The 23865-nt window shown below is 68.6% G+C and carries 18 protein-coding genes and 5 pseudogenes; 14 read left to right on the top strand and 9 right to left on the bottom strand.

Annotated features, from left to right (window positions below; translation table 11 throughout):
- From K228_RS0110600 to K228_RS0110605, 3 genes and pseudogenes are all read right to left on the bottom strand, one after another.
- Positions 1-186, bottom strand: a pseudogene (locus K228_RS0110600) (IS1380 family transposase); the annotation flags it as partial.
- Between the two features lie 88 nt (positions 187-274).
- On the bottom strand, positions 275-487 hold the full coding sequence (locus K228_RS28800) for a hypothetical protein (RefSeq protein ID WP_080671572.1): 213 nt from the start codon (positions 485-487) through the stop codon (positions 275-277).
- Positions 488-764: 277 nt separating this feature from the next.
- Positions 765-1535 carry a helix-turn-helix domain-containing protein gene (locus K228_RS0110605; protein ID WP_025618431.1) on the bottom strand — a complete coding sequence of 257 codons (771 nt, stop codon included), beginning with the start codon at positions 1533-1535 and terminating at the stop codon, positions 765-767.
- A gap of 425 nt (positions 1536-1960) precedes the next feature.
- Between K228_RS0110605 and K228_RS29430 the strand changes: the two are divergent.
- From K228_RS29430 to K228_RS25485, 8 genes and pseudogenes are all read left to right on the top strand, one after another.
- A pseudogene (locus K228_RS29430) lies at positions 1961-2110 on the top strand (MerR family transcriptional regulator); the annotation flags it as partial.
- An 81-nt stretch (positions 2111-2191) separates the two neighbouring features.
- Positions 2192-2578: a hypothetical protein gene (locus tag K228_RS29435; RefSeq protein ID WP_025618433.1), complete on the top strand. Its 387-nt coding sequence runs from the start codon at positions 2192-2194 to the stop codon at positions 2576-2578.
- Positions 2579-2981: 403 nt separating this feature from the next.
- Positions 2982-4904, top strand: coding sequence for a CRTAC1 family protein (locus K228_RS0110620; RefSeq protein WP_050580973.1), 1923 nt, complete (start codon positions 2982-2984; stop codon positions 4902-4904).
- Positions 4901-5980, top strand: coding sequence for a hypothetical protein (locus K228_RS0110625; protein WP_025618435.1), 1080 nt, complete (start codon positions 4901-4903; stop codon positions 5978-5980). The genes K228_RS0110620 and K228_RS0110625 overlap by 4 nt, the downstream gene beginning before the upstream one ends.
- A 210-nt stretch (positions 5981-6190) precedes the next feature.
- A complete protein-coding gene (locus tag K228_RS0110630) occupies positions 6191-6643 on the top strand; it encodes a hemerythrin domain-containing protein (RefSeq protein WP_025618436.1) in 453 nt (150 codons plus the stop codon).
- A 98-nt stretch (positions 6644-6741) separates the two neighbouring features.
- The gene (locus K228_RS0110635) at positions 6742-7887 is read left to right on the top strand and encodes a TIGR04053 family radical SAM/SPASM domain-containing protein (RefSeq protein WP_033776777.1); all 1146 of its coding nucleotides are present in this window, start codon (positions 6742-6744) and stop codon (positions 7885-7887) included.
- A 116-nt stretch (positions 7888-8003) separates the two neighbouring features.
- Positions 8004-8948 (top strand): hypothetical protein, encoded by a 945-nt coding sequence (locus tag K228_RS0110640; RefSeq protein WP_025618438.1) that lies wholly within the window; start codon positions 8004-8006, stop codon positions 8946-8948.
- Positions 8945-10630 (top strand): annotated as a pseudogene (locus K228_RS25485) (M16 family metallopeptidase). Before K228_RS0110640 ends, K228_RS25485 begins: the two are co-directional and overlap by 4 nt.
- 1 nt (position 10631) lies before the next feature.
- Here the strand turns inward: K228_RS25485 and K228_RS0110650 are convergent.
- A complete protein-coding gene (locus K228_RS0110650; RefSeq protein WP_025618439.1) occupies positions 10632-13940 on the bottom strand; it encodes an AfsR/SARP family transcriptional regulator in 3309 nt (1102 codons plus the stop codon).
- Positions 13941-14080: 140 nt separating this feature from the next.
- Here K228_RS0110650 and K228_RS0110655 point away from each other — a divergent pair, with 140 nt between their 5' ends.
- The gene (locus tag K228_RS0110655) at positions 14081-14749 is read left to right on the top strand and encodes a DUF899 domain-containing protein (protein WP_025618440.1); all 669 of its coding nucleotides are present in this window, start codon (positions 14081-14083) and stop codon (positions 14747-14749) included.
- A 37-nt stretch (positions 14750-14786) separates the two neighbouring features.
- A pseudogene (locus K228_RS0110660) lies at positions 14787-16286 on the top strand (MFS transporter); the annotation flags it as partial.
- Between the two features lie 73 nt (positions 16287-16359).
- Here the strand turns inward: K228_RS0110660 and K228_RS26940 are convergent.
- The gene (locus tag K228_RS26940) at positions 16360-17220 is read right to left on the bottom strand and encodes an SDR family oxidoreductase (RefSeq protein WP_025618442.1); all 861 of its coding nucleotides are present in this window, start codon (positions 17218-17220) and stop codon (positions 16360-16362) included.
- A gap of 431 nt (positions 17221-17651) precedes the next feature.
- On the opposite strand from K228_RS26940, the gene K228_RS0110670 reads away from it, so the two are divergent.
- A complete protein-coding gene (locus tag K228_RS0110670; RefSeq protein ID WP_025618443.1) occupies positions 17652-18092 on the top strand; it encodes a cupin domain-containing protein in 441 nt (146 codons plus the stop codon).
- A gap of 56 nt (positions 18093-18148) precedes the next feature.
- The gene (locus tag K228_RS0110675) at positions 18149-18820 is read left to right on the top strand and encodes a helix-turn-helix domain-containing protein (protein ID WP_025618444.1); all 672 of its coding nucleotides are present in this window, start codon (positions 18149-18151) and stop codon (positions 18818-18820) included.
- On the opposite strand, the gene K228_RS0110680 is transcribed toward K228_RS0110675, so the two are convergent.
- Positions 18809-19204 carry a VOC family protein gene (locus K228_RS0110680; protein WP_025618445.1) on the bottom strand — a complete coding sequence of 132 codons (396 nt, stop codon included), beginning with the start codon at positions 19202-19204 and terminating at the stop codon, positions 18809-18811. The genes K228_RS0110675 and K228_RS0110680 overlap by 12 nt on opposite strands.
- A 218-nt stretch (positions 19205-19422) precedes the next feature.
- Complete coding sequence (locus K228_RS25500) at positions 19423-19788, bottom strand: hypothetical protein (protein WP_245603445.1); 366 nt, start codon at positions 19786-19788, stop codon at positions 19423-19425.
- Positions 19789-19919: 131 nt separating this feature from the next.
- Here K228_RS25500 and K228_RS0110690 point away from each other — a divergent pair.
- A pseudogene (locus K228_RS0110690) lies at positions 19920-20156 on the top strand (response regulator transcription factor); the annotation flags it as partial.
- A 27-nt stretch (positions 20157-20183) separates the two neighbouring features.
- Here the strand turns inward: K228_RS0110690 and K228_RS0110695 are convergent.
- Positions 20184-20807 carry a serine hydrolase domain-containing protein gene (locus K228_RS0110695; RefSeq protein ID WP_025618447.1) on the bottom strand — a complete coding sequence of 208 codons (624 nt, stop codon included), beginning with the start codon at positions 20805-20807 and terminating at the stop codon, positions 20184-20186.
- A gap of 180 nt (positions 20808-20987) precedes the next feature.
- Between K228_RS0110695 and K228_RS0110700 the strand changes: the two genes are divergently transcribed.
- Positions 20988-23156 (top strand): carbohydrate-binding module family 20 domain-containing protein, encoded by a 2169-nt coding sequence (locus K228_RS0110700; protein WP_025618448.1) that lies wholly within the window; start codon positions 20988-20990, stop codon positions 23154-23156.
- Between the two features lie 113 nt (positions 23157-23269).
- Here the strand turns inward: K228_RS0110700 and K228_RS0110705 are convergent, their stop codons facing one another.
- Complete coding sequence (locus tag K228_RS0110705) at positions 23270-23821, bottom strand: hypothetical protein (RefSeq protein WP_025618449.1); 552 nt, start codon at positions 23819-23821, stop codon at positions 23270-23272.
- Positions 23822-23865 lie beyond the last annotated feature (44 nt).

Below are 23865 nucleotides of genomic sequence, written 5' to 3' on the forward strand. Positions count from 1 at the left end.
GGTCAGGACCCGGCCCCGGTCGTGGACCGGCTGGAACCCGGGTTTGGCCAGTACCCTCGATATGCCCGCGGTCAGGCCGGTACGGTCGGCGAGCATCCGCAGGCCCGCCACCCCCACCATCGCCACCACCCCGTCACCGTCAGCCGTGACGCGCAGGCCCTTCGACCATCCGGTAAGCTCACGCACGTCGGAAGTGCCTCCTCGCAAGAGATCCTGGTAGATGTCGCAATCACCATTTTCCCTTGCCTGGCAGGCACTTTCGCCTTTCCGGACCTCACGAAACCGTTACAAGATCACCACCTGGTGAATGTCCCGGGTTCAACGCGGCCTCCAGGACCGTCCTGGTCAACTGCTTGAGCCGCTCGCCCGAGCCCGTCAACGACAAGCCCTGCTTGGCTGCGCGAGCCAGCTCGGCTACGGCCTTCGCCTCCGCGGACAGTCCGGACCGCTTCCTACCTCCGGTCTGGTCGTTCTGCGTCACGGCCACCGGTCACGGCGCCTTCCGCACCGGGCACAACGCCTGGTAGGTCAGGCCGGAGACACCGTTGGCTCCACAGCTCTGCGACGCTACCTGGTCTGGGTTGTTGGAATGGGGTGTCGCACCGCCAGCTTCGGGTGACCCGATCCCCGCACGGGCGAGGCGCTGCAGACATGGGGTAGCCGGGATCGTGGTTCGGGCCAGCACCGCCGGCTTTGCGATGCCACGCACGTGGTTGCCGGCGCGTCCCGCGCCTACCTGCCGCCGGACCGGCCGACGAGTCGGATCAGGCGGCGATAGCCTGGGTGGAGGAGGCGGTGTACTGCCGCTCGAAGGCGGCCTTCCGGGTGTCGAGGAGAGCGAGCAGGACCGGCGGGTCTAGCTTGGACACCGGCTTGAGTTGCGCATCGACGTCGTACCGTTGGCGGCCACGGACGACGAGTGGTCCGACGGTTGCCACCATCACATTTTTGGGCTGAAGCCGGAATACCTCACCAGACATGGCGTGGCACAGCAAATACCATGTCCCGTCCGGGACATTGGTGAAGCGGAAGTGGCCGGGCGTATCGAGGATTGCGCAGCGGATCGGCAGACCTTCCGGGATCCGATGCTGGAACAGTCCCATGAAGATCAGGCCGGGGGGTGAGCCGTGGCTGTCCACCGTGACTCGGCCGCATACGGTCGCACTTCCTGTCGAAACCTGCTGGGTGGCGATTCGTCCGGTGTAGCCACCCATCCGTCGGTAGGTCGTAGGCGGTAGTCCGACGCTTTTGGTGAACCGGGTGCTAAAGGTGCCGACGCTATTGTATCCCACGCGGAGGCTGATGTCGGTCACGTTCAGGTTGGTTGTTACGAGGAGCCGCTTCGCCTCCTGGAGTCGGATCGCCGAAAGAAATCGACCGGGTGAAACCCCAGTAACCCGCTGGAAGATCCGGGTGAAGTGAAACTTGCTAAACATGGCTGCTCGCGCCATATCGTCCACAGTTAATTGCTCAGAGAGGTTGTTCCGCATCTTATCGATGGCGCGAACGACGGCTCTTTCGGCGGCGTCCTGCATTTCAAATCTCCCCCAGAACGTGCGGACATGGTTGCGGCATTGCTGAGGTTGTTGCCATTACTGCAAACAGATCTTCGGCAATTTATTGCCGCTAGTGGGCTGATATTAGCCTAGCTCCAGGTGCCGGTCAAGGCGAAGAGTTGCCGAAGGGTAGCTCAGCGTTATGGCGGTGGTCTTATCAATTCTTGCCCTTAGTCCGCATGTGGTGCTAACCACTTCTGGGCGTTGGCGCTACAGTTTTGTCTCTTGGAACTCGCCACTATCCAAACATGCTGCGGTCGGTAAGCAGTGGGGTCGATTTCGCCTGGTCAGTGTGGGTTGGTGTGGGTCCGTCGGGTCGGTGACGGCTACCAAAAATCGATGAATGGCCCTTTGCTGATACCTGTGGCAGGATTGCTCCGCAACGTTTTGCCAGGGGAGGACGCTTGCGAATCTCGGAGCTATGTCGGCAAAGTGGCGTTTCAGTCCCGACGATCAAGTTTTACCTGCGCGAAGGACTTCTGCCGCCTGGGAATCCCACTGGCCGGAACCAGGCTGACTACGGTGAGCGGCATCTGCGACGTATCCGCCTCATTCGCACGCTGACCGGGGTTGGCGGTCTTGATCTCGCCTCCGTGCGCGGCGTCCTCGCTGCGATTGATGATGATCAAGTTTCGTTGGCCGAGGCCTATCGGGTCCTGGACCGAGCGCTCGCCCTTGACGGCGCCAATTCGCTCGGGCCGTTGGCCCTGGCCTGCGCCCGGGAGGAGGTCGAGGCGCTGGTGGCGTCGCTGGGCTGGAGCCCTCATGTCAGCGCGGATGGGCGGGAGGTGCTGACCGAGGTGCTGGCGAGCCTGCGCCTTCTCGGCTGCGACGCGGGTGTCGCCTTCTTCGCCCCTTTTGCTCGGGCGGCGGAGGAGGTGGCGCGGGCCGAGCTGGAGCTGGCCAGTGCGGCCGACGAGAATAACCGGAAGGGCCCGGCAATGGTCCGCGGAGTGCTGTTCGGGGTGGCCCTGGCCGCCCTGCGCCGGATGGCGCGTGAACATCACTTGGCACTGCGATGAACCCAGCTACATCAAAGAGGCTGAGCGCCGTCCTGAGCTGATGTCTATCAGTGCAGGTGAGCCACGGTTCAGCCATTGAGCAACTTTTGAGAAGAACTCCGGCGGTGCTCCCGGCACGATAAGTGTGCTGGGAGCCAGTTCCAGCCTATCTCAACGGCCGACAGCATGAAGGGATTGCCGGGCCATTTGTTGATCGGCTGAGAACTGTAACGCCCTCAGTAAGATAGCCGTGTCGCGACAATAGGTCGCGTCTAATCTGTCCCTTGGCTGCTGGTGACCACCGGTCCGCCCCGACCTGTCGGCTGAATTGCCGTATCCGGAATCGGTAGTGGCCCTTACCTGGAGGGAACCATTGTCACCCCAACCTGTCGGTGTGATCCGTCGAACGCTTCCCGCACTCCTCGTGCTCGTCCTGGCGGCCGCGCTTTTCGCGGTGGCCCGCCTGCCGACCGCGTCGGCCTCCGAACGGCAGGCGCTCGCCTCCCGGTACGGCTTCACGGAACTGCCTATCGCGCTACCGCCGGGGCTGCCCCAGCGGACGGTCCGGCCGGTCAACCCGTCCTACGAGCACATCCGGGCTTGGGTGTCATCGGTGGGTGCGGCGATCGCAATCAACGATCTCGACGGTGACCGGCTCGCCAACGATCTGTGCCTGGTGGACACCCGGAGCGACACCGTGGTCGTCACACCGTCGCCGGACGGGCCGGCCCGGTACGCGCCGTTTGTGCTCGACCCGAAGCCACTGCCCACGCACTCGGCGATGGCGCCGATGGGCTGCGTCCCCGGCGACTTCAACGGTGACGGCCTGATCGACTTGTTGGTCTACTACTGGGGTCGTACGCCGGTGCTGTTCATGCATCGCGCCGGCGCGAGTTCGACACTCGGCGCGGCGACGTTCCAGCCGACTGAGTTGATCGCCGAGCAGAACTCCAACAACGGCGTCTACCAGGGCAAGCTGTGGAACACCAACGCCGTCGCGGTCGCCGACTTCGACGGCGACGGACACCCGGACATCGGGGTGTTCAACTACTTTCCGGACAGTCAGGTACTTGACCCTGCCGGTCAGCCGAACGTTGAGATGAATCACTCGCTGTCGCACGCCGAGAACGCCGGCGGCGCACACCTCCTGCGTTGGGTCTCCGCCACCACCGGCGACCAGCCAACGGTGACCTACGTCGAGGAGCCAGCCATCAAGCCGCAGTACGCCACGGGCTGGACGCTCGGCGCGGGCTCGGCAGATATCGATGGTGATCTCCTGCCGGAACTCTACCTGGCCAACGACTTCGGCAAGGATCGCTTCTTCCACAACGTCTCCACCCCAGGCAAGATTCGTTTTGAGCTGGCCGAGGGGCAGCGGGGTGCCTTCACCCCTAAATCGCTGGTCATCGGGCATGACTCATTCAAGGGAATGTCGATCGAGTTCGGCGACCTGAGCGGTAGCGGCCGCTTCGACATGTTTGTCAGCAACATCACCACCTCCTGGGGCCTGGAGGAGAGCACCTTCGTCTGGATGAACAACGCACTCGACGCTGCTGACGCCCAGAAACGACTGAGCCAGGGGATCGCGGTCTTCGACAACAAGGCGGCCTCGCTCAACCTGGCCTGGGTCGGATGGGGGTGGGACGCCAAGATAGCGGACTTCAACAACAGCGGCGAGATGTCCGTTGTGCAGACCGCCGGCTTCGTCAAGGGTGAGACCAACCGCTGGAACCTGCTCCAGGAACTGGCGATGAGCAACGACCTCATGCTGCGGAACCCGGCCATGTGGCCGAACGCTGAGCCGGGGGATGACATCGCCGGTTCCCAGCCCTTCGCCTTCTGGGTGCGGGAGGGGAACGGCCGTTATGCCGACATCGCCGCCGAACTCGGCATGACCGACACGACGCCCAGCCGTGGCGTGGCGGTCGCCGATACCAACGGTGACGGCGGTCAGGACTTTGCCGTGGCCCGACAGTGGGATGCTCCGTCCTACTACCGCAACGACCTCCCCGGCCAGGACAACTTCCTCGGCCTCCGGCTCTACCGGCCGGCAGCCCCGGGCGCTTCGGCCGGCGTGCCCGGTACCCCCGCCTATGGCGCCAAGGTCATCGTCCGTACCACCGACGGTCGTACCCGGGTGGCGCAGCTCGACGGTGGCAGCGGCCACTCGGGCAAGCGCAGCTTTGACGTCTTTTTCGGACTCGGTGAAGCCGGTAGCCAACCAGTCTCCGCCGAGATCCATTGGCGCGACCGCACCGGCAATCCGCACATGCAGACCCTCAACCTCACGGCCGGCTGGCACGACCTGCTGCTCACCGATGAAGCTCAGGAGATGAAGGCACAATGACCGACGTCCGAGACAGCGTCCAGGCTGATGCGGGGGCAGCCGGCGCCGCGCCGCCAGCCGACACCGCTTCACCCCGCACCGCCACCGTCGCCAGTTTCGATCGCCACGCCCCGGCTACCCGGGACGCCCCACCGCGGATGGGCAGTCGCGATCCCCGCTACCTGGCACTGCGAAACTTCGCGATCTCCATCAGCGTCTTCAACATTCTCGGCTACACGGTGCTCGGCTTCGAGCAGCCGTGGACCTGGCCACTCTTCGCCGTGGCCGTCGGCTACGCCATTGAGATCATCGTCGAAGTGACCACCGCCTGGGCGCACCGTCGGCGGCCGGCTTTCCTGGGCAACGGTGCCTGGGGTGTCTATACCTTCCTGCTGCCGGCGCACATCACCGCGCTCGCGGCGAACATGCTGCTCTATGCCAACGACCAGTTCTGGCCAATCGCGTTCGCGGTCGTGGTCGCGATCGGGCAGAAGGCGCTCTTCCAGGCGCCCATCCGCGGCCGGATGCGGCACTTCATGAACCCGTCCAACCTCGGCATCACGGTGACCCTGCTCGTCTTCTCCTGGGTCAACATCGCTCCGCCGTACCACTTCACCGAGAACGTGCCAGACGTGATGCAGATCCTCGTGCCACTGATCATTATCACCGCCGGTACCGTCCTCAACGGCGTTCTCACCAAGAAGATCCCACTCATCGTGGGTTGGGTCGGCGGCTTCGTGATCCAGGCTGTGCTGCGGCACTTCATCTGGGACGTGCAGCTCTGGGCGGCCCTCGTGCCCATCAGTGGCGTCGCGTTCGTCCTGTTCACCAACTACATGATCACCGACCCGGGCACCACCCCCATGAAGGGTCGAGCCCAGTTCATCTTCGGCGCCTCGGTGGCCGCGGTCTACGGCGTGCTGATGGTCTTCAACGTCGTCTACACCCTGTTCTTCGCGGTGACCCTCGTCTGCCTGGGTCGCGGACTGATCTGGTGGGGGATCTGGCTGCGGGACCGGTTGCGGGAGCGGGGCACAGCCGAGGAGCCGGCCGCCGCGGCCGCTCCGCTGGTGGGAGCGAGTGCGCGCCCGGCGTGACCCCGCCGGGTGCGACGGCGCCCAAACGTCCCGATCTCGGGACGTAGGTCGACGGCCGGTCCGCCGCCTCTGGGCGGACCGGCCGTCGCTTCCGGGGCGTCCGGGGTAGGTGACCTACTTCAGATGAGGGCAGGCCGAACGACCCTAGGTGCTCCGGGTTTACCGGGGCAAGGTAGATGTATTCCCCACATCACGGTCGGGAGGTCGGTCATGTGTAACTACTGCGGCTGTCGGGAGTTCCCGTTGATCGGGCAACTGACCGCCGAACACGAGGCGATCGCCAATGCTGCCGGGCGCCTGCGCACAGCGATCAACTCTGGCGCGGACAACCGTATTGATCTTCTCGACGACCTGCTGGCGCTGCTGATGCCGCACACCGAAACCGAGGAACGCGGCCTCTTTCTCGAGCTGCGCGCCGAGGGCAGCCTCACCGAAGCGGTGGAGCAGCTCTGCGACGAGCACGACGACATCCACGGCGTCCTCAGCACCGTCGACCGTGCGGCACCGGACTGGCCGGCGGTGCTGGCCGCCCTGGACCGGCTGCACCGGCACATCGACAACGAGGAACACGGGCTGTTCCCGGCCGCGGTCATCGCGCTGCCGATATCCGCCTGGGACCGGCTGACCCCGCAGCAGTCAGACGCCGCGGCCCAGCAGGCGTGATGCCACCGCCGACGGTGCGGCAGCGCCCCACGACGCCGAGCCGACAGCAGGCGTCGCGCCGGAGTCCGGGCGCTCCGGTGCGGACACCGAAACAGAACGTGGGGGAGCGTCCCTTCATCGTGATCTGGGAGGCCACCCAGGCGTGCCCACTGGCCTGTCTGCACTGTCGGGCCTCCGCCCGCCCCGATCGGGACCGCGCCGAGCTGAACACTGAACAGGCCACCGCACTGATGATGCAGATTGCCGAGTTCGGCCGACCCGCGCCACTGTTCGTGATCACGGGCGGGGACCCGTTCCAGCGCCCCGACCTGGAGTTGTTGGTCCGCCGCGGCACCGAGCTCGGCCTGCCCGTGTCGGTCTCGCCATCGGGCACCCCCACCCTCACCCGTCCGGCGCTGGCCGCGGTGCAGGCTGCCGGGGCACGGGCGGTCTCGCTGAGCCTCGACGCTGCCACCGCCGCTGGACACGACGGCTTCCGGGGTGTCCCCGGGGTGTGGGACCTGACCATGCAAGCCTGGCGCGATGCCGCCGACCTGGGCCTGAAGCTGCAGATCAACAGTACCGTGACCAGGAATAACGTCCACGATCTGCCGGAGCTTGCCGCCCAGGTACGCGACTTCGGCGCGCTGCTCTGGAGCGTCTTCTTCCTCGTCCCGACCGGGCGGGGTCAGGCGCTGCGGAGCCTGGACGCCGCCCAGACCGAGGACGTGCTCAACGTGCTGTACGACCTCGGTGAGACCATCGCGGTCAAGGCCACCGAGGCACACCACTTTCGTCGGGTCTGCCTGCAACGCGAGGCACTGGCCCGGCAGGGCGACGACCACGTCCGCCTCCTCGGCCTCGGGCGGCTGTACCGGCAACTGCGCGACGACCTCGATTCGCGCGGGTTGACCGGCAGCGCCGGCCGGGTCCGGCGTGCGCCGCTACGGGTGAGTGCCGGCAACGGGTTCGTCTTCGTGTCCCACCGCGGCGACGTGCACCCCAGCGGCTTCCTGCCGGTAGCGGCGGGCAACGTACGGCAGCGATCGCTCCGCGACATCTACCGGGACGCTGCGCTGTTCACCGCGCTGCGCGATCCGGATCGGCTCGGCGGTCGCTGCGGCGCCTGCGAGTTTCGCACCGCCTGCGGCGGATCACGGGCTCGGGCGTATGCGGTGACCGGCGACATCTGGGCCGAGGAGCCGTCCTGTAGCTATCGGCCCGGCTCCTTTCCATACCAGGCGGCGCTGTCTCTCCCCGAGTAGCGGCGACCGGCGTCGGGTGCGAGTGAAGTAGCAACACATCGCGAACCGGGTCACGGTGGCCGGTGGTCGGTTAATCCGGTTGGTTGGCCGCGCCACCGTCGGCTTAGGATCCCCGCATGCCTGCCGCGCCCGTGCTCACCACCGACCTCGCTACCGCCTATCGCGAGCTCTCCGACCTGCGCGCTGCGGTGCTCGACGGCGACTGGGTCGCACTGCGACGTTTGGTCGACGGTCAACCTCCGGCTACCCGGACCGAAATGATCTCTTACGCGGGCTCGCTGCCACCGACCATGGCGCTCGCCCAGTGTCAGGTCGAAGCTGACCCGGCCGACGGGCTCGCCGCCGCGCTGCTCGGCAAGTGCCTGATCGTGAAGGCCTGGGAGGTACGAACCGGCTATCAGGCCCAGCATGTCAGCCAGAACCAGTTCCGCGAGTTCCACCAGATCCTGGGGGGCGCCGAGCGGATGTTGATTGACGCCGCCGCGTACCAGCCGGGTGATCCGGCGATCTGGTACTGCCGCCTGCTCACCGCCCGAGGTCTGGAACTCGGCCAGGCTGAGGCACGTCGCCGCTACGACCGGCTCGCCGAGAGCGACCCGCACCATCTGCCGGGGCAGCTGCAGTACCTGCAGCAGATCTGTCCGAAGTGGGGTGGCTCGTTCGACGAGATGCACTCCTTCGCCTGGGCGGCGATGTCGGCTGCGCCGGAGGGCGCAGCACAGGGCAGCTTGGTCGCCCAAGCCCACTACGAGCACCTGATCGGCCTTGAGGGCAGACAACAGGACGACTACCGCAAGGACCTTCGGGTCCGGGAGGAGCTACGCGAGGCTGCCGCCCGGTCGGTGCTGCATCCGGCATTCGGCACGGAACACGGCTGGGTCGACGCGGTCAGCCGGTTCGCATTGATCTACAGCGTACTCGGCGACCACGCCCTCGCAGCCCCATACTTCGCCGCGGTCGGCAACCTGGTCAGTGAAAGCGTCTGGGGATACTTCAATGACCCAGTGGAGACGTTCGACGATTTTCGCCGTGAGGCGATGACGAAGGGTGGCTGGCGATGATCCGGCAGCTGGAGGTCGACGGGGTGCCGGCGTTGCTTGCCCCGACTACGGGGCCCGCCCACGCCGGACTGATGTTTCGGGTCGGTCAGGCCGACGAGACCCCGGCCCGGCGTGGGATCACCCACCTGCTGGAACATCTCGTGCTATACCCGCTGGGTACTGCCGACTATCACTACAACGGCACCACCGGTAACGTCGTCACCCACTTTCACCTACAGGGCTCGGTAGACGACATCACCACGTTCCTGACTGGTGTGTGCAAAAGTCTGCGCGAGTTGCCGGCCAGCCGGGTGGAGACGGAGAAGGCGATCCTGCGGACCGAGTGGAACAGCCGCGCCGGCTCCAGCCTGGACGCGCTGCCGCTGTGGCGCTACGGTGCCCGCGGCCACGGCCTGCTCAGCTATCCCGAGTGGGGCCTGCACGCGGTCTCCCTGGAAGACCTGCAGGACTGGGCTCGGCGCTACTTCACCAAAGAGAACGCGGTGCTGTGGCTGGCGGGGGCGGAGCTACCGGCCGGGCTGCGAATCGATCTTCCATCCGGCGAGCGGAAGCCGGTCCCGGCGCCGTCGTCGGCGCTGCCTCAGACCCCGGCGTTCTTCTCCGGCTCCGGCGGCCTAACCGCGGTCAACGCCGTGACCGCCCGCAGCGTAGCCGCCAGCGTGTTCGCCGGGGCGCTGGAGCGGGAACTCTTTCAGGCGCTGCGCCAACGGGACGGACTCTCCTACACCGCTGCCACCAACTACGAACCGCGTGGCGACGGGTACGCGACCATAACCGCACTCGCCGATGCCCTACCCGAAAAGCAGGACGCGGTGCTCGGCGGATTCATTGACGTACTGGCGAAGGCCCGGGTCGGCCGGATCGACGAGGCGAACATCGCTGCGGTGATCGGCAAGGCTACCGAGGCGCTCTCCGCCGATGACATCGACAACACCCGGCTGGCTTCGGCTGCGTTCGACCTGCTCACTGGGGAGGGCGTTACCGCCAGCGACGATCTGCTACGACAGGTGAAGGAGGTTACCCCGGAAGCGGTGCACGAGGTCGCGACCCACGTACTCGCTGACTCGTTGCTGATGACGCCGTCTGGACGGACTGCGGACTGGGCTGGATTCGTCGCCGCCCCGGCCTCCTCGGCCGCCAAGGTCACCGGCACCGACTACCCCGGGCGGGGCGGTCTGGCGCAGCGGCTCGTCGTCGGGACCGACGGGGTGAGCGTGGTCAGCCAGGGCAGTGACGAGTTCGCCACCGTCCACTACGACAAGTGTGCCGCGCTGCTCACCTGGCCGGACGGTGGCCGACAACTCCTTGGCGAGGACGGCATCTCGATTCGCCTCGAGCCGACGCTCTATCGGGGCTTGACCACCCACGCGGTGGATCAGGCGGTGCCCGCGCAGGTCCGGGTGGAGCTGCCGGCCCGCGACCCAGAGGAGATCCCACAGCCGCCTCCGGTTTCTCGGCGACGCGGCCTGTTCCACCGCTTTCGCACTTTCAGCACCCGGAAGTAGGTTCGGGTCGTCACACGCAGCTGCTTTGCGGTAGGAGTCACCGGTCTTTCCGTGACGGTGTTCATTGGCGCGATGACCGGCCAGGTGGAGCTCAGGGCGTTGACCATCATCGGCGGCTTGGTGGGCCCCGCGCTGCTCGTCGGTTCGGTTGTCAGAGCCTGGAAGGAGCCGGCCTGAGTCACCCCACGTCCGCCGGGGGCCGAGTGGCACCGGCCCCCCGCGGAGTGCGAGCTTCGTCCGCGCGGGAGGGGTCGTACGCCTGCTCCGGGCGCAGCCCCGTGCCCCGGTCGAACTCCGCGGCGAACGCCGGGGCACCCAGCGCGGCGCGGGCGGCAGCGGTGATTCGGTCCACGTCTCCCCGCTCCCCGGCCGGCAGTGGCGCGCCCACCGAGCCGCGCGCCGTCGCGGCGGCGCCGAGGAGCCGGGCGGCCTCCGTGGGGCGGCCGTCGATGGTCGCCGCGCCGGCCAGTCCCTCCAACGCCAGCGCCTGCGCCCGCGGGTCACCGACGGCGCTCGCCAGGGCGAACGACTCGGCGTGCAGGCTATTCGCGGCGGGGGCGGCCCCCCGCAGCTCGGCGATAAAGCCCAACTCCGCCAGGAGCAGGGCCCGCACCACGTCGGCATCCAGGCCCGGCTGCCGGGTCCAGTCCAGGAGGCCTCGCAACAGCCGCTCTGCATCGGCGAGGCGACCCTCGCGGCGGGCACCGAGCGCCAGCCCGATCTGCGCGTACAGTTCCGCCGGTTTACAGCTCTGCTCAGCGGCCAGCCGCAGCGCGCGCTCGTGGAATTCCCGCGCCCGGTGGTAGTCGCCGGCGAGGAGCGCGATGCGGCCCAGGCCGGAGAGGCGATCCGCGGCCTCCAGCCACAACCCCAGCCCCTCGGCCAGCTCCAGGCCTTCCCGGTGCAGCCGGGCCGCTTCCGGATAGTCCCCGGTGGCCTCGGCCCGGTTGGTGAGCGGGAAGGACGCCTGCAACTGGCCCCACCGGTCGCCCAGTTCGCGGAAGAGGGTGACGGCACGTTCGCCGTCCCGGCGTACCGCCGCCAGGTCGCCGCGGGCCAGTGCCTGACTCGCCCGCAGGCTCAGCGCGGCGGCGACCCCCCATCGGTCGCCGAGTCGCTCGAACTCCGGCAACACCTCGTTGACCAGGGTCGTGCTGCCGGCCACATCGCCGGTGTTGAGCAGGGCCAGCCCGAGGAAGGCCACGGCCCGTGCCCGGGCCGCCAACTCCTCGCCGGCCGGCCAGCCGGCCAGTGCGGGGGCGACCAGCGGTGCGTGCTCGCCGCCGCGCTCCAACAACGCCAGCCCAGCGCGCCAGCAGGCGGCGGCGGCCCGTGGCGTCTCCGGCGCGTCTCCGGCGACGACGAGCGCAGCCTCGATTGATTGGCGCGTCTCCCGCAGCCGGCCCCGCAGGTAGCCGTACCAGGCCAGCGCGGTGCTCAGATCGAGTGCTCCCGCCGCGTCGCCGTCGGCGACCGCGTCGTCCAGCGCCTGCCGAAGGTTGGCGCTCTCCTGGTCGAGCCGGGCCAGCCACTGTTGCTGCTTCGGGCCGCGCAGTTCCTCGTCGGCCCGTCGGGCCAGCGCGGTGTAGTACTGCCGGTGACGGCGGCGGACCGTCGCCACCTCGTCTGCCTCCCGCAGCCGCTCGGCGCAGTAGGCTGCCACGGACTCCAGTAGCCGGTGCCGCGGCCCGACCGGCGTCTCGGCCATGACCACCAGCGAGCGGTCGACCAGGCGGGCCAGCAGGTCGAGAACCTGGTCGGCTGGGAGATCGTCGTCGGCGCACACCGCCTCGGCGGCCTCCAGCGTGCAGCCGTCCGCGGGCACCGCGAGCCGCCGCAGGACGAGCTGCTCGGGCTCGCCGAGCAGTTCCCAGCTCCAGTCGATCATCGCGCGGAGAGTCTGCTGGCGGGGTGGCGCGCCCCGGTGTCCGCGGGTCAGTACCCGGAATCGGTCGTCGATCCGGGTCAGTAGACCGCGGACTCCCAGTGCGCGGACCCGGGTGGCGGCCAGCTCCAGCGCCAGCGGGATGCCGTCGAGCCGGTGGCACAGCTCGGCGACGTCCCGGGCGTTCGCCTCGTCGAGCGCGAACTCGGGCGCGGCGGCAGTCGCCCGGGCGACGAAGAGCCGGACCGCGCTCACCCGGGTGAGCTGCACCGGGTCGCCGATCGCGGGATCTGGCAGGGCCAGTGGAGGCACCGCGCACACCTGTTCGCCGGCGACGCCCAGCGGCTCCTGGCTGCTGGCCAGCAGGCGGACGCCCGGCGCATGTCGCAGTACCCGGTCGGCCAGCTCGGCGACGGGCTCGACGACGTGGTCGCAGTTGTCCAGAAGTAGCAGGAGCTGGCGACCGCGCAGCGCCGCCAGTAGACGTTCGGCCGGCGTGGCGGGCGGGCGCTCCGCATTCTCACGGACGCCGAGCACCGCGAGGATTGCCCCGGCCAGGACCGCCGGGTCGGCTTCCAGGGCCGCGAGCTCGACCAGCCACACCCCGTCCGGGTACGCCTCGGCTACCTGGTGGGCCGCCTCGACCGCCAGGCGGGTCTTACCCACCCCACCGGAGCCCACCAGGGTTACCAGCCGGCCGGCGTCGAGTAGGCGGTGGAGGTCGCGTACCGCCTCCTCGCGGCCGATCAGCTCGGTCAGCGCTACGGGAAGGCTTCCGCGTACCCGTGCTGGGGGCACCACCCCCGACGGTGCTGGCGCGATGGCAACCGGGCCGCCCGGCGGTGGCGGGGCGAGTAGCGCCGGATCCTGCGACAGGATCGCCCGGTGGAGGGCGACCAGCTCGGGACCGGGGTTCACGCCCAGCTCGTCGGCGAGCTGCCGGCGGAATCGGTCGTAGCAGTCCAGCGCCTCACCCTGTCGGCCCGCGCGGTACAGCACCCGCAGATGCAGGGCATGCAGGCGCTCCCGGTACGGGTGGCGGGTCAGCAGGTCGGCGAGCTCCCCACTGGGGAGGTGGTGCTGGCCGAGGGCGAGCCGGGCCTCGGCCCGATCCTCGATGGCGGTCAACCGTTGCTCCGCCAGCCGTGTGGCTAGTGCCGTGGCGAACGGGGCCTCGGGGAAGTCGGCCAGCACCGGGCCGCGCCACAGCCCGAGCGCCTCGTCGAGGAGCGCGGCCCGGGTGCGCGCGGCGGCGGTGTTGGCGGCCCGCTCCAGCAGGGCCGTGAACCGTTCGGCGTCGGTTGGCTCCGGGCCGGTGCGGAGTAGGTATCCCGGTGGGTGGGAGACCACACGGTCGCGGGCGCCGGGTGTCGCGGCGTTCAGCGCACGCCGCAGTCGCCAGACCTTCGTCTGCAGCGCTCCGGTCGGGTTGGCTGGTGGAAGGTCCGCCCACATGTGCTCGAGGAGCCGGCCGATCGACACCGGCTGCCCCTCACTGGCCAGCAGGGCGGCGAGCAGGAGACGGACCTTCAGATCGGGCACGGTGACCGGTGTGCCGTCCGCCGTCCAGACGCCCAGCGGACCGAGGAGCCCGAAACGCATGGGGTGACCGTAGCCCAGCGGCCCGACAACGTGCCGTGACCTCGCCGGCAGTGGACTGGGAGTGTACCGAGAGTGACGCCGGACAGGGTGGATCAGGAAGCCGGGATCAACCGGCCGCACCCGACGAACGGAGAGACATCGTGAACCTGCCACCGGTTGTGTCCGCCCAGGATTGGCAGGTCGCGCGCGAGCGGCTGCTGGTCCGGGAGAAGGAGGCGACCCGAGCCCGGGACGCGCTCGCCGCGGAGCGCCGCCGGCTGCCGATGACCCGCATCGAACAGGAGTACGTCTTCGACGGGCCCGCCGGCCGGGTCGGCCTGGCCGACGTGTTCGAGGGGCGGCGGCAGCTCGTCGTCTATCACTTCATGTTCACGCCCGGCTCGTCGCACGTGTGCGAGGGCTGCTCAATGTTCGTTGACAATCTCGGGCATCCGGCCCACCTCAACGCGCGGGACACCACACTCGCGTTGATCTCGCGGGCACCCCGGGCCGAGATCACGCCGTTCCAGGAACGGATGGGCTGGACGCTGCCCTGGTACTCGTCCTACGGCACCGACTTCAACCCCGAATTCGGGCTGACGTCGGAGGCGGGGGAGTCCTTCGGCCTGAGCGTCTTTCTGCGTGACGGCGACGATGTGTACCGCACGTACTTCACCACCGGGCGCGGGGTGGAGGCCCTCGGCAGCAACTGGACGCTGCTCGACCTGACCCCGCTGGGCCGTCAGGAGACCTGGGAGGACACTCCGGACGGGCGACCGCAGGGCACGCCGTACAGCTGGTGGCGGCTGCACGACGACTACGACGGATAGATCCGGGGCCGGTGCGCGTACCCGACGGGGAACCTTGATGAACATCAACGAGATTCGGGCTGGCCGGCGGGAGTGGGTTGGGCTGGCGGTGCTCGCCCTGCCCACGCTGCTGCTGGCACTCGACCTCAACGTGCTCTACCTGGCGTTACCGCAGTTGAGCGCCGATCTGGCGCCGGACGCTGCCCAACTGCTGTGGATTATGGACAGCTACGGGTTCATGATCGCCGGATTCCTGGTCACGATGGGAACCCTCGGTGATCGGATCGGCCGACGGCGCCTACTGATGATCGGTGCTGCTGCCTTCGGCGTGGCCTCCGTCGTCGCCGCCTACTCGAACAGCGCCGAGATGCTGATCGGTACGCGAGCGCTGCTGGGCGTCGCCGGCGCGACGCTGATGCCGTCAACCCTGTCGCTGATCAGCAACATGTTCCGCGATCCGCAGCAGCGCACCGTGGCCATCGGGATCTGGATGAGCTGCTTCATGATCGGCTCGATCCTCGGCCCGCTGATCGGCGGGGCCGTGCTCGAGTCCTTCTGGTGGGGCTCGGTGTTCCTGCTCGCCGTACCGGTGATGGCCGTACTGCTGATCGCCGCGCCGGTCCTGCTACCGGAGTACCGCAACCCCGACGCCGGCCGACTGGACCTGGTGAGCGTCGTGCTCTCCCTGGTCACCGTCCTGCCGGTCGTCTGGGGCCTCAAAGAGCTGGCCAAGGACGGCCTCGGCGCTGCGCCGCTGTTGGCCATGGTGGTCGGCCTCGCGGTTGGGGCCGTCTTCGTCCGCCGGCAGCGCCGGCTCGCCCACCCGCTGCTGGAGGTCCGCCTCTTCGCCAACCGCACCTTCAGTGCCGCTCTGCTCATAATGCTGCTCGGCGGGACCACCATCGGCGGCATCGCGCTGCTCTTCGCGCAGTACGCCCAGCTCGTCGCGGGCCTCTCCCCGCTGCGAGCCGGCCTGTGGATGTTGCCGTACGCGATCGCCATGCTGGCCGGGTCAATGCTGGCGCCGCTGCTCGCACGGCGCGTCACAGCGGGCTACGTGGTGGCCGGCGGCATGGCGGTCGCGGCGGTCGGCTACTCGCTGATCGGCCTGGTGGGCAGTGCCGGCGGGCTCGGCCTGGCAGTGCTCGGTCTGGTGCTGGTCTACCTTGGGTTCGGCCCTGGGGCCGTGTTGGGTACCGACCTGATCATCGGTGCTGCCCCACCACAGCGGGCCGGGTCCGCATCGTCGATCTCCGAGACCAGCACCGAACTCGGTGTCGCGCTCGGTGTGGCGCTGCTGGGCAGCGTCGGCACCGCGGTCTACCGCAGTGCGGTAGCCACCGCCGTCCCGGTGGGCCTGCCGGGAGGTGCCGGCGAGGCGGCTGCGGAATCCCTCGCCGGCGCCACCGTCGTCGCCGACCAACTGCCCGAGCCGGCCGGTGCGGCGCTGCTGGAGGCGGCGCGGGCCGCGTTCACCAGTGGCTTCAACACCGCCGGCGGGCTGAGCGCCGGGCTGGCGGTGCTCCTCGCCGTGCTGTCGGCGTCGCTGCTGCGCCGGGTTCACCCGACGCCGGAGCGGTCGGCTTCCTCCGGCTCAGCCCCACCGAAGTTCGATCAGGAGGCAGCTGCGCCTACTGGCCGACCCAGCTCCGGGTCTCCCCCAGGACGGCCGAACCATCGAGGTCCGACAGCGACTGGCCCACAAAGTCACGCGCCTCGTTCGAGGTCTGCGTCCGGAAGGGCATCTCCGGAGCGGTCAGAACCTGCATGACCACAGCTGCGACCTCGTCGGAGGTCTGGGGCTTGCCGGTGTCCGCCTCGTACCTGGCCATGGTCCGCTGCGCGTACGCGGTCAGCGCTGGGGCGTACGGCCCGGCCTGCGCCACCATGGCAGCGACGTCAACGTGGGCATTGGCCACGAATTCGCTGGTCACTGCGGCCGGCTCGATGACGCCGACCTGCACGCCGACCGTGCGGGCAACGGGCGCCAGCGACTGCATGAAGCCCTCGACGGCGAATTTCGCGGCGCAGTACGCCTCGTTGAAGGGCTGCCCGATACTGCCGCCGACGCTGCTGATGGTCAGTAGGCGGCCGCTGCTGGCCCGCAGGTGCGGCATCGCCGCATGGGATACCTGGACCACGCCGAAGAAGTTCACCTCGACGCTGGCGCGGATGTCGGCGAGGCTGTCGTTTTCCAGCGTCCCGAGGTGCGCGGCGCCGGCGTTGTTGACCACCGCATCGAGTCGGCCATGCTCGGCTGCCACCGAGTCGATGCACTCCCGGACCGACTGGTCGTCGGTGACGTCGAGGACGCGGATGTCCAGCGACACCCCGGCGGTCTCCGCCGCGGTGTTCAACGCCACCGCCCGCGTGGTGTCCCGCATCGTGGCCACGGTGGTCCAGCCCGCTCGGGCACAGGCGACGGCGGTGGCCAACCCGATGCCGGAGGACGTTCCGGTGATCAGAACGCAGCGGTTCGTACCCGTACTCAATGTCGTACTCCCAGTCGGAGCGGGGCTTCCGGTCGCCCGAAGAGCGCGGTGCGTTGCCGTGGGCGTTTGTTCAGGAAGACAGTACGCGGTGGGCCTGGCCGAGGTCGCCGGGTTGCGGGATCCGACGACCGCCTGGGCGCAGAGACACGGGCGAATCGTTCCGGCAGCTGCCGGGCGCTTCCGGGCGGTGAAAACATCAATGGCTGCGTTCTGCTGAGCCGGTCCCGGCTCGACCTGATCGGCCGGGTGCTGGCCAGCGTCGTACCGGCGCGGCGGGCGACGCGGATCTCCCCGGCGCAGAGCTGGACGCACTAGGTTCTGTCTCGCGGATCTTGATGGTGCGTCTGCAGTCCCTGTTACCGTCAGGCCGTCGCCTTCGTGCTGGTCCTGTGGTTTCGCCTTGGGTGAGACCTCAGCGAGAGGAGTTTCGCGTGCCGGATGTGCAGCGGTCGGAGGTGGTTGCGTTGCTCGACCTCATGCCCCACCCGGAGGGCGGCTGGTTCCGAGAGACGTGGCGCTCGACGCAGACGCTGCGTCCCACCGGGTACGATGGCAGCCGTAGCGCGGCCACGGCCATCTACTTTCTGCTGCACCCGGGTGAACGCTCCCGTTGGCATGTGGTGCGCTCCGACGAGCTGTGGTTGTGGCACTCTGGCGGTCCGCTGACGCTGCGGTTCGGCGGTTCCGGTCAGCAGCCGGCGGACGAGTCCAGCGAGGTTACGCTCGGCGCGGACCTCTCCGCCGGTCAGCGTCCGCAGGTGCTGATTCCGGGCGGGACATGGCAGGCAGCAATCCCAGCGGGCGACCAACCAGTCCTGGTCAGCTGTGTGGTGGCACCCGGGTTCGACTTCGCCGACTTCCAGCTGGAATAGGTTGTCGCTGAAGGAACGGAGGCCGCCGCGTCGGGTCATTCCTGCGGAGGAGGATCGTGGGCGGGTACGAAGAGCGGGCATCGCCGCTGCCGTACGTCGTCGCGTGGCGTAGCGTCACGTCCCCTGGTGGCGCTCCGCCACGGGTCCTGCCCGACGGTTGCCTCGACCTGATCTGGCGGGACGGCGCCGTCTTCGTGGCCGGGCCGGACACGACCGCCCGGGTGGCGTCTTCCGCTCCGGGCAGTCGCTACGCCGCGCTGCGGTTCGGTGCCGGGACCGGGCCCGGTGTGCTCGGCATACCCGCCAGCGAGGTGGTCGATCGGCAGGTGCCGTTGGAAACGGTGTGGCCGGCGGCGTCCGTCCGCGCCATCGCCGAGGCGGAGGATCCGCTCGCCGCCTTGACGGCAGCGGCGCGCCGTCGCTGGCGCGGCACCGACCGGGTGCTGGTCGCGCTGGTCGGTGCCGCGCGGGCCGGAATGTCCGTTGGCGTGGTCGCGGCACGCTGCGGCCTCAGCTCCCGGCAGTTGCAGCGACGCAGCAATGCCGCGTTCGGCTATGGGCCGAAGACCCTGCACCGGATCCTGCGAATGCAGCGGGCCGTCGCGCTGGCGCGCACCGGCCAGCCCTTCGCGTCGGTGTCCGCCGAGGTGGGCTACGCCGACCAGGCCCACCTCGCCCGCGAGGTGCGGGCGTTGGCCGGGGTGCCGCTCACCGCGCTACTGCGGTGACGTGATCTGGGCGAAGAGGTCCACCACGTTGCCGTCCGGGTCGTGCACCTGCGCATAGCGTTGTCCCCACGGTGCGTCCCAGGGCTCCTTGACCGACGAATATTTGGCGGCGACGAGGCCGGCGTGGAGCTTGTCCACCTCGGCCGCGTCCGCGCAGCGAAAGGCCCAGCCGCCGGAGGGCGGCCCGGGGTAGTAGCTCGGGTCAAACGACCGTAGTGAGGCGTGGGTGTCCCACATGAGGCGGATACCGCCGGAGACGGTCACCTCGACGTGCGGCTCATCCTCCGCGCCGGCCGGAAACCGCAGGCCGAGTCGGCGGTAGAAGGACAGTGACGCTGCCATGTCGGCCACCGCAAGGCCGATCGCGTTGAAGGTGGGTGCCATGACCTTGACGGTACGAGCGGCTCGCGCCTCTGTCTTGAACGAATCGGACGGACGCCGAGGTGCCCTGGTCCTGGCAGACACCCCGACCGCCGCGTTCCACTGCGCCATGACCTCAACGGGCGAGCCGTACAGCGGTCCCAACGGGCGAGCCACGCCGCGGCCTCAACGGGCGAGCCGCACCGCCACCGCGGACGTCCAGATGAACAGGGGAAGCACGGCTATCCGTTCCATGCCGCCGACACCGATGCCGAGGTCAACCTGGCCAGGAACAGGGCCGTACCGCCCATTCCGACCAGGCCCAGGGTGAGGCTGAGGTGACGCATCGAGGTCAGCACCGGTGAGCGGCGGGCCAGCGCGGCCACGAGCATTCCCACATTGGCCAGGAAGAAGATCAGCAATGCCCCGAGAAAGTGCTTGTTCTCGTTGGCATCCGCTGGGTACGCCCCCGCCAGGAGGTAGCCGCCCGCGCCGGCGAGCGTCAGCAGCTGCACGGTCCTTGCGGCGAGCCCGGGCCCGAGTGCTGCCCAGGTGAGAAAGACCCCGAGCGCGAGCAGTACCCCAGTGCTGACCATGGCGCTGTTCATCGCTAGGTGCCAGGGCGAGCACACTTCGCGCGGCCGAGTTGTGTCCCACATCCCGCAGGTCACATTGCCCAGATCATTGATGTTGTTGCGCCCTCGGTGTCGAAGCCTGCGCCCAGGGATCACGATGCGACAGAACCCGTGACCCGCTCGCCGCCTTGTCCACCCGCGAACGCGAGGTGCTCGCGCTGATCGCCGAGGGCCACTCCAATGCGGCGATCGCCGGGAAGCTCTTCATTACCGAGGCGGCGATCGGCAAGCACGTCGGCAACATCCTTACCAAGCTTGAGCTGCCGCCCAGTGACGACACCAATCGCCGAGTGTTGGCTGTCCTCACCTACCTACGCACGGCCCCGACGCACCCCTCGTAGGGCGGTGTCTTTCTCGCCGGCCCGCCGCTATGCGAGCAGCGACTCCAGGATGCTGGGGGCGGTCGCCTCGGTATTGCTGAGCACCACGAACCGCCGGTTCAGTTCCGGAATGTTCCCGACGAACGTCTTGTAGCCCGCGTTGTGGCCGAGCGCCAGGTTCGGCTGTGCGGTGGGCATTCCGGCGAAGGTCTGGGTCAGGCCGAGGGGGTCGAAGATGCGCTCTGCCAGGAAAGATCGGTAGGGCGTGTCGGCGGATCGTTGGACGATCTGCGCCAGCAGCACATACGCCGGGCTGCTGTATCTCCAGCCCTGCCCGGTTGGAAATTGTAGCGGCACGGAGTGAAAGGTATTCAGTAGTTCGCTCGGCTCGACCCACTGCCCCAGATCGATCATGGGGTAGTCGTCCCAGTGGCCGAGGCCAGAGGTGTGGTTGAGCAGGTGGTGCAGGGTGATGTCCCGCCACTGTTCCGGGCAGCCGTCGATCCAGCGGCTGATGGGGTCCTCGAGGAGGAGTGTGCCCTCTTCGACCAGCAGGAGCACGGCCGCAGCGGTGAACTGCTTGCTGACCGAGGCCAGCTGGAAGCGGGACTCCGTGCAGTCGGCTACGACGACGTCGTCGCCCTGTCGTACCACTATGTCCACTTGGGCCATGGGGCCCACCCTAGCCGCGCTGCGGGGGTGTGGCCCTGGTGGTCGGGTGACGGCGGGCAGTGAAGTTTCGAGAATGTTTCCGAAAACTATTGCAACTTCTTTCATGGATGCCGCATCGTGTTCGCTATCGGACGGCCGTCCGCCCTTGCCGAGCGCCCCTTCGCACGAGAGGTCCCCGTCATGGAAACCGCGAGACCCCATCCGATCGGCCGCACCGGCCGTCTGGTGCTCGCCGCCGCGCTGGTCGCGGTGGGCGGCACGGCGGTAGTCACCGCCGCAACCACCGCCAGCTCCGCCCGCGCCGCTGTCGTCCTCAACGACAGCGAGGTGACCGCAAACCTGTGGCAGTGGAACTGGAACTCGGTCGCCACCGCCTGTACCGACCACCTCGGCCCCGCTGGCTACGGCGCGGTGCAGGTGGCCCCGCCGCAGGAGTCGGTGTACCTACCCAACAGTGCCGACGGGGTGCACCCCTGGTACGAGGTCTACCAGCCCGTCTCGTACCAGCTGGAGAGCCGATTCGGAAACCGGGAGCAGTTCGCCAGCATGGTCACCACCTGCCACGATGCGGGCGTGCGGGTCTATGTGGACGCGGTGGTCAACCACATGGCCGGCACCAACAACCCGCCGGGGACGCGCGGCTACGCCGGCACCGAGTTCTCCGGCTACGACTACCCCGCGGTTCCCTACGGCGGGGGAGACTTCCATCGCCCGGGCGACAACTGTCCGACTGACGGCTCCATCAACGACTGGGACAACGAGGCCCAGGTGACCAGCTGTGAGCTGCTCTCTCTGGCCGACCTCTACACCGAGAAGGAGTACGTCCGAGACAAGATCGCGGGGTACCTGAACGACCTGATCGGCCTCGGCGTCGACGGCTTCCGGGTGGACGCGGTCAAGCACATTCGGAAGGACGACTTCGCGGCGATCCTCAACCGGCTGGACGACACCGTCGCGGAGGGGCGGCGCCCCTACGTCGCCCAGGAGATCTTCGACGGCGCCAACAACCCTGCCCTGCAGGCCCGGGCGTTCATCGGCAACGGTGACGTGCTCGACTTCGCGTACGCCAAGGGCATTCGCTCCGCCTTCCAGGGCTCCATCTCGGCCCTGCAGAACATCCCGAACTGGAACCTTGACGCTCCGAGTGCCAACGTCTTCTCGATGGTCACCAACCACGACCTGGAGCGCGACGGCGTGGTGCTGTCGTACAAGGACGGCACCGACTACGTGCTCGCCAACTACTTCGCCCTGGCCTACCCGCACGGCAAGCCATCGGTCTTCGACAGCTTCACCTGGTCGGATCGGAATCAGTCCCCGCCGCACGACGGCGGCGGGTACGTCACCGACGCGGTCTGCGGCGGCGCCTGGAACTGCCTGACCCAGAGCACCGGCATCAAGGGCATGGTGGGCTGGGCCAACGCGGCGCGTTCGACCCAGAGCATCGCCGACTTCACCGTGGTCAACGACAACGTGATCGGCTTCCACCGCGGGGACCGGGCCTGGATCGGCATCAACGACTCCGGTGCCACCGCCACCGCCACCTTCACCACCGGCCTCGCTGAGGGTGACTACTGCGACGTCATCTCCGGCACCGCCGGTGGTGCCGGCTGCACCGGCGCTACGGTGAGCGTCACCGGCGGCCAGGCCACCGTGAGCATCCCGTCGAACGACGCCGTCGCCATTCACGTCAACGCCCGGCCCGGCACGACCCCGTCGCCGACGGTCAGCCCCACCGGCGACCCCACCGACGAGATCGCCACGACCTTCACGGTCAGCGCGACGCCCAGCGCCGATCAGGAGGTCTACGCCGTCGGCAGTATCTCCGAGCTGGGCTCCTGGGCTCCGGCCGCTGCGGTGCGGCTGACCCCGCAGGGTGGAAACACCTACCGCGGCACGATCGACCTGCCCCCGTCCACGGCGGTCGAGTACAAGTTCATCAAGGTGACCGGTGGGGGAGACGTTACCTGGGAAGCCGGCGAGAACCGGAGCTTCACCACCCCCGCCACCGGAACGTACGCGGTGACGGAGACCTTCCGGGGCGACTCGGTCCCCAGCCCGGCGATCGCCAGCTCGTTCCACGCCACCGTCTACACCTACTTCGGGCAGAACGTCTTTGTGGTCGGCAATGTCGCGGAACTGGGCAGCTGGAATCCGGACAACGCCATCGCGCTCTCCGCGGCCGACTACCCGGTCTGGCGGGCGACCGTCGACCTGCCGCCGAACACCCACATCGAGTACAAGTATGTGAAGAAGAACCCGGACGGTTCGGTGACCTGGGAGTCCCAGTCGAACCGGAGCTTCACCACCCCGGCCACCGGGACCCGCACCAACACCGACACCTGGCGATAGCCACACCCGGGCCCACCCCCGGGATGACCTCCGTGGGTGGGCCCTGGTGATGGGTTGTGCCGCCGTCGGGGTGGTGTCTCGTCGCGCTGACCGGCCGACCTACGGTGGGCGTCCTACCTGCGCGCGAGCTCCGCCTCGATTCGGCGGAGCAGCGTCTTTCGGCTCTTCCCGGCGCGTTCGCGCCGTAGCGCCGACCGAAGTTGGCGGGTGTCGAGACCGGTCAGGTGTTTCGCCGCGTCGGGGACCCGCAGGTCGAGCAACCGGTCGATCGACGTGATGTCGCGGCGGGTGCGGCTGGCCGGCCCGGTGTTGGCGACGTACTGCCGGCCGCTCCGCGACGCCTTTCGCTTCTTGGTGTCGGTGGCGCGGCGTTCCTTTTCAGGGAGTTCCTTCCAGACGCGTTCGGGTAGGTAGCGCTTCGTCTCGCCGTCCTGGCGCGCCCGGGCGCCACCCTCTCGGGTTTGCCACTTTTCCCGGCCCCATTGGCGCAGGGAGCGCTGCCGTTCGTCTCGCGGTCCCTGGTAGCCCCCGCCCTGCTTCTCATACTCCTTGACCAGCAGTTGAGATTTTCGGGCCGACCACTGTCCGGGCCGGGCGCCCTTGTCGGATGCCCTGATTTCTTCCTTGAGTACCTTTCGCAGCTTCGGATCGGTATACCGCGCCATGCCTTCGGCTACCCGGCGCCGGCGCACCCTACGCCCCGCACCGC

Source organism: Salinispora cortesiana, assembly GCF_000484695.1.
GTDB classification, from domain to species: domain Bacteria; phylum Actinomycetota; class Actinomycetes; order Mycobacteriales; family Micromonosporaceae; genus Micromonospora; species Micromonospora cortesiana.